The 6,148-nt window shown below is 66.6% G+C and carries 7 protein-coding genes, 1 tRNA gene and 1 pseudogene; 7 read left to right on the forward strand and 2 right to left on the reverse strand.

Annotated elements, in window-relative coordinates:
* The first annotated feature begins 145 nt into the window (after positions 1-145).
* The 3 genes from A5688_RS11945 (at position 146) to A5688_RS11955 (ending at position 1,955) form a co-directional block, all read left to right on the forward strand.
* Positions 146-436, forward strand: a complete 291-nt coding sequence (locus A5688_RS11945; protein WP_007770770.1) for a YggT family protein — start codon at positions 146-148, stop codon at positions 434-436.
* A gap of 279 nt (positions 437-715) precedes the next feature.
* Positions 716-1,525: a DivIVA-like cell division protein Wag31 gene (wag31, locus tag A5688_RS11950; RefSeq protein WP_067833556.1), complete on the forward strand. Its 810-nt coding sequence runs from the start codon at positions 716-718 to the stop codon at positions 1,523-1,525.
* A gap of 91 nt (positions 1,526-1,616) precedes the next feature.
* A complete protein-coding gene (locus A5688_RS11955) occupies positions 1,617-1,955 on the forward strand; it encodes a hypothetical protein (protein ID WP_067833553.1) in 339 nt (112 codons plus the stop codon).
* 30 nt (positions 1,956-1,985) lie between these two features.
* Here A5688_RS11955 and A5688_RS11960 read toward each other — a convergent pair.
* Positions 1,986-2,669, reverse strand: a pseudogene (locus A5688_RS11960) (phosphoribosyltransferase); the annotation flags it as partial.
* A 393-nt stretch (positions 2,670-3,062) separates the two neighbouring features.
* Positions 3,063-3,148, reverse strand: a tRNA-Leu gene (locus A5688_RS11965).
* A 112-nt stretch (positions 3,149-3,260) separates the two neighbouring features.
* Between A5688_RS11965 and A5688_RS11970 the strand changes: the two genes are divergently transcribed.
* The 4 genes from A5688_RS11970 to A5688_RS11980 form a co-directional block, all read left to right on the forward strand.
* Positions 3,261-4,634 (forward strand): M20/M25/M40 family metallo-hydrolase, encoded by a 1,374-nt coding sequence (locus tag A5688_RS11970; RefSeq protein WP_431602658.1) that lies wholly within the window; start codon positions 3,261-3,263, stop codon positions 4,632-4,634.
* A 37-nt stretch (positions 4,635-4,671) separates the two neighbouring features.
* Complete coding sequence (locus A5688_RS11975; protein ID WP_067833544.1) at positions 4,672-5,202, forward strand: YbhB/YbcL family Raf kinase inhibitor-like protein; 531 nt, start codon at positions 4,672-4,674, stop codon at positions 5,200-5,202.
* 142 nt (positions 5,203-5,344) lie between these two features.
* Positions 5,345-5,506: a hypothetical protein gene (locus A5688_RS27750; protein WP_165606928.1), complete on the forward strand. Its 162-nt coding sequence runs from the start codon at positions 5,345-5,347 to the stop codon at positions 5,504-5,506.
* Positions 5,503-6,148 (forward strand): DUF222 domain-containing protein (locus A5688_RS11980; protein ID WP_120312533.1); only part of this gene is annotated, 646 nt, incomplete at its 3' end. The genes A5688_RS27750 and A5688_RS11980, both read left to right, overlap by 4 nt.

Raw genomic sequence — 6,148 nt, forward strand, 5'->3', positions numbered from 1 at the left:
GTCGGCTTCGCCGCGGTGATTCGGTTTCCTGAGGAACTGAAGGGGCCACGTGAGATAAGGCCTCTCACGCAGAGTCGGTAGGCTGGCAGGCGCCGCGCTGGTCCGCGGCGCTTGGCATCTCATCGTTAAGGTCGGGGCACTTCAGTTGGTGTTGTTCTTTCAGATCCTCGGGTTTGCGCTGTTCATCTTCTGGCTGCTGCTCATCGCTCGGGTCGTCGTCGAGTTCATCCGCTCGTTCAGCCGGGACTGGCATCCCACCGGGATCACCGTGGTGGTGCTGGAGATCATCCTGTCCATCACCGATCCGCCGGTGAAACTGCTGCGCAGGCTGATCCCGCAACTCACCATCGGAGCGGTCCGCTTCGACCTGTCGATCATGGTGCTGTTGCTCGTCGCGTTCATCGGCATGCAGCTGGCCTTCGGCGCCGCGGCGTAGCTTCCTGCGCTGCGTGGGCCGCGAGCAGCCCCTCGGCGTGGACCCATTCCGGGCACGGAGACGGTACGGCCACGCTTTAGCATCGGTTTGGTTCCGCCGATTTAAAATTTCTAAGGTTTCGGATTTTATTGCCCTCAATGTTTGAAATTGGCTCTTATTTATTGGGCTAATCAGCAACGGTCGCGCCTGGTGTGACAGGATGGACGGCAGTTGCGCTACGGCTACCACTGCGTTCTACACTTTCCAGAACGTTCGACAGGAACTTGAGGGGACGAAACAATGCCGCTTACACCAGCCGACGTCCACAATGTGGCGTTCAGTAAGCCACCGATCGGCAAGCGCGGCTACAACGAAGACGAGGTGGATGCCTTCCTCGATCTGGTGGAAGCCGAGCTGACGCGACTCATCGAGGAGAACAGCGATCTGCGCCAGCGGATCGAAGAGCTGGACCACGAGCTGGCCTCCGGTGGTGGCTCGGTCACTCCGGCGGCCGCCGCCGCGCCCACCCAGGCCATTCCTGTGCGCGAGCCCGTCCCCGAACCGGAGCCGGCCAAGCCGGCGCCGGCCGCAGCCCCGGCCGCGGCGGTAAGCAACGAGGAACAGGCCATGAAGGCCGCCCGGGTGCTGACGCTGGCGCAAGACACCGCCGATCGCCTGACCACGACCGCCAAGAACGAGTCGGAAAAGATGCTGGCCGACGCCCGCGCCAATGCCGACCAGATTCTGAGCGAGGCGCGCAGCACCGCCGAGACCACGGTCACCGAGGCCCGGCAGCGTGCCGACGCGATGCTCGCGGATGCGCAGACCCGTTCGGAAACCCAGTTGCGGCAGGCCCAGGAGAAGGCCGATGCCCTGCAGGCCGACGCCGAACGCAAGCACTCCGAGATCATGGGCACCATCAACCAGCAGCGCACCGTCCTGGAAGGCCGCCTCGAGCAGCTCCGGACGTTCGAACGCGAATACCGCACCCGGCTCAAGACCTACCTGGAATCTCAGCTCGAGGAGCTCGGGCAGCGTGGGTCGGCGGCACCGGTGGACTCCAGTGCGGATGCGGGCAGCTTCGACCAGTTCAACCGGGGCAACAACTAGCCTTTCGGGCGTGCCGGTCACTCGCCGAGCTTCGGGGTTGGCACACTAGGTCATGAAACCGCCGTCCCGCTCGTCGCTTGGAGGATGACTGATGCTCATCATTGCGCTGGTATTGGCCCTGATCGGGCTCGTCGCGTTGGTGTTCGCGGTCGTCACGAGCAATGAGCTGGTGGCCTGGGTGTGCATCGCCGCCAGCGTGGTGGGCGTGGTGCTGTTGATCCTCGACGCGCTGCGGGAGCGCCAGCGGCGTGAATTGGGCGGCGACGAAGCGGAGGACGCCGGCGAGGCCGAGGCCGGCGAGGACGACTACGTCGACTACCCGGAGGAAGAAGTCCCCGGTGAGGGCGAACCGGCGGCGACCGGGGAGGCCGCGCAGACCGAGGGGTCCCGGGTCGCGGCCGACGGCCGCGGCGACGAGCCCGCCAAGTAAACCCTGGCCCGCCCCTGGGGCGGGTCCGCTTTAGCTGGTCGGCGTGGTGAGCAGTTCGCGCACTTCGTCGTCGCTGACCTGATGGAAGTCGTCGTAGACCTGCCCGACCGCTTCGAATCCGGGCGGCATCGTCGCGCACACCACGTCGTCGGCCTCCTGCGCGAGCTCGCGGCAGGTCGACTCCGGTCCCACCGGAACGGCGACCACGATCGACCTTGGGCCGGCGGCTCGAATGGCGCGCACGGCGGCGAGCATGCTTGCGCCCGTTGCGATTCCGTCATCGACCACGATGACGATCCGGTCGCGCAGGTCGGCGATCGGGCGACCGCCCCGGTATGCGTGTTCGCGCCGGAGCAGCTCGGCCGTCTCGTGGTCGATCACCTTGCGCACCTGCTCGTCGGTGACGTGCAGGCTGGCCAGCACGTCCTCGTTCATCACCACGCCACCGCCGCTGGCCAGCGCGCCCATTGCCAACTCCGACCAGTGCGGCACCCCGAGCTTGCGAACCAGGAAGACGTCGAGCGGGGCACCCAGGGCCGCGGCGACCTCCCAGGCCACCGGCACTCCGCCGCGGGCCAGTCCCAACACCAGCACGTCGTCGCGGTCGCGATAGGACGTCAATTCCCGCGCCAGCGCGCGTCCCGCCTCGCGTCGGTCGGCGAACGTCTTCAGTGATGTCCGCCGGAAAAAACCACTCGATGGGTTCATTCGTTTAAGCTCCCGGCTGCTGGGCCTCATTCCAGGCTACGTGCGGTGGCAAGGCCCGGGCCGGCGAACGCGACCGGCCCGCCATACATTCCCGCTGGTGTGTGGCGGGTGAGCTGTCGGCGACGGTTCCCATCGACGTCTGCCCGCCGCCGAAGCGGCATACCCGGCAGGGGATACGCGTGTGCTCGCGGCTTCGCCGCTCAACACACTCCATCGGCTCGGAAATGAACGCAAGCGTCCATTTCGCTCGGCTCAGTCGGGTGTGCTCGCCGCTTCGCGGCTCAACACACTCCATCGCCTCAGGAACGCTCAGTCGGGTGTGCTCGCCGCTTCGCGGCTCAACACACTCCATCGCCTCAGGAATGAATGCGAGCATTCATTCCATTCGGCTCAGTCGTGTGTCCGAGGGGGGACTTGAACCCCCACGCCCATTAGTAGGGCACTAGCACCTCAAGCTAGCGCGTCTGCCATTCCGCCACTCGGACAAGGCCAAACCCGCATGGGTTGGCAGCTAAGGCTATCGGATCGCGTGCCGCGAACCCAATTTAGCTCCTCGAGACGTCTCGATGCTCGGCGTCGAGCCGTCCAGCCTCGGCAATGGTAGGAAAGGGGGTTGTGACCATTCAGAGCGGGGCGACCGAGGTGCCGACCAACCCGAGCGACGACGTGGTCGAGGTTGTCAGCAAGTTGATCCGGTTCGACACCACCAACACCGGCGAACCGGAGACGACCAAGGGTGAGGCCGACTGCGCGCAGTGGGTCGCGGAAAAGCTCGCGGAGGTCGGCTACGCGCCGCACTATGTCGAATCCGGCGCGCCGGGCCGCGGCAACGTGTTCGTGCGCCTGCCGGGCGCCGACAGCTCGCGTGGCGCGCTGCTGATCCACGGACATCTCGACGTGGTGCCGGCCGAGCCGACCGAATGGAGTGTGCACCCGTTTTCCGGCGCGATCAAAGAGGGCTTTGTCTGGGGCCGCGGCGCGGTCGACATGAAGGACATGGTCGGCATGATGATCGTGGTGGCCCGCGAGTTGAAGCGGGCGGGCATCGTGCCGCCGCGCGACCTGGTCTTCGCGTTCATCGCCGACGAAGAACACGGCGGCACCTTCGGAGCGCAGTGGCTGGTCGACAATCGGCCGGAGCTGTTCACCGGCGTCACCGAGGCGATCGGCGAGGTGGGCGGGTTTTCGCTGACGGTGCCGCGCCGGGACGGGGGCGAACGTCGGCTCTACCTGATCGAGACGGCCGAAAAGGGGCTGTCCTGGATGAAGCTCACCGCCCGGGGCCCGGCCGGCCACGGCTCGATGGTGCACGACCAGAACGCCGTCACCGCCGTCGCCGAGGCCGTCGCCCGCCTGGGCCGCCACCAGTTCCCGCTCGTGCTGACCGACACGGTCGCGCAATTCCTGGCCGCCGTCAGCGAGGAGACCGGGCTCACCTTCGACACCGATTCGGGTGACCTGCGCGGAGCGATCGAAAAGCTGGGCCCGATGGCCCGCATGCTCAAGGCGGTGCTGCACGACACCGCGAACCCCACCATGCTCAAGGCCGGATATAAGGCCAACGTCGTCCCGGCGATCGCCGAGGCGGTGGTGGACTGCCGGATTCTGCCGGGCCGCAAGGCGGCGTTCGAGGCCGAGATCGACGAGCTGCTCGGGCCGGACGTGACGCGCGAGTGGATCAAGGACTTCTCGTCCTATGAGACGGGCTTCGACGGTGACCTGGTCGATGCCATGAACGCCGCCGTGCTGGCGTTCGATCCGGGCGCCCGCACCGTGCCGTATATGCTTTCCGGCGGTACCGACGCGAAGTCGTTCGCGCGCTTGGGTATTCGCTGTTTCGGGTTCAGCCCGCTGCGACTGCCGCCGGACCTGGATTTCACCGCGCTGTTCCACGGCGTCGATGAGCGGGTACCCATCGATGCGCTGCGGTTCGGCACCGACGTGCTGGCCCACTTCCTGACCCACTGCTAGACGAACAAACGCACGCCGATCACACGAGAGGACCGCCATGAGCACTGCTCCTGACCCGTACGCATCGTTGCCGAAGCTGCCGACCTTCACCTTGACCTCGCAATCGGTTACCGACGGCCAGCCGCTGGCCAATCCGCAAGTCAGCGGGATCATGGGTGCGGGCGGCGAGGACGTCAGCCCCCAGCTGAGCTGGTCGGGATTCCCGGCCGAGACCCGCAGCTTCGCCGTCACCGTCTACGACCCCGACGCGCCGACGGCCTCCGGGTTCTGGCACTGGGCGGTGGCCAACCTGCCGGCCGACGTCACCGAACTGCCCGCGGGCGCCGGTGACGGCAGCAACCTGCCCGGGGATGCGCTGACCCTGGTGAATGACGCCGGGCAGCGCCGCTACATCGGGGCCGCGCCGCCGGCGGGTCATGGCCCGCACCGGTACTACATCGCCGTGCACGCCGTCGACACCGACAAGCTGGACCTGCCCGAGGATGCCAGCCCGGCCTTCCTCGGCTTCAACCTGTTTCAGCACGCCATCGCGCGGGCGGTCATCCACGCCACCTACGAACAGAAGTAGGGCGCGGGTTTAGGCTCTCGCCGTCGGGCTTCGGCCCGCGGGTTAGAGACACCGAGACCTGGGCCGAAATCACTTGTGCCACTTTCGCCCCGGTGGTTTCACCGCGGCGTGTTTTGTCGGTGGGCGGTCGTAGCATTCGAACATGAGTTCGATTAATCGTTTTCCGGTGCACTCGGATGAGGCACTGTTGCCCGCTGAGCTGATGGAGCTGCTGGAGGAGCGCGCGTTTCTGATCGGCCGGTTGAAGGCACTCAGGTATGAGCTGTGCAGTCCGTTCGCACGGCCGATTGGGCCGCGCAGATGACCGTGACCGACCGCGAGGAGATGCAGGACGACGTTGACGCGTTGCGCGCCGTCGTCTCCCGCTTCCAGAAGCATTCGTATGCGGCGCTCACCAACCCGGAGCGGTTGCAGATGCTCGAGATACTCGAGTGTGAGACGCGCAAACTCCGGACTCCCAGTCATCAATTGATCAATCAGGTTGGTGAGCAGGCGGATTCGGCTGAGTTGGGTGGCAAGTTGTCGTGGGTGTTGGCCGATCGGTTGCATATCAGCCGGGCCGAGGCGGGCCGGCGTATTGCTGAGGCGGCCGAGTTGGGGCCGCGGCGGGCGCTTTCGGGTGAGCCGTTGGGGCCGGTGTTGCCGGCGACGGCGGCGGCCCAGCGTGAGGGGGCGATCGGGGCCGATCATGTGGCGGTGATCCGGCGGTTTTTCCACCGGCTGCCCGAGTCGGTCGACGTCGAGACCTGTGTGCGCGCCGAGCAGCATCTGGTGGTCAAGGCCGGTGAGTTTGGGCCCGAGCAGTTCGCCAAGCTGGCCCGGCGTTTGATGGACTGCCTTGATCCTGACGGCAGCTACACCGACCAGGGCCGGGCGCGGGTGCGCGGGCTGGTGCTGGGCAACCAGCAGGCCGACGGCATGTCACGTGTGCGTGGATGGCTGACAC

It is taken from the genome of Mycobacterium mantenii, from assembly GCF_001667865.1.
GTDB lineage: Bacteria > Actinomycetota > Actinomycetes > Mycobacteriales > Mycobacteriaceae > Mycobacterium > Mycobacterium mantenii_A.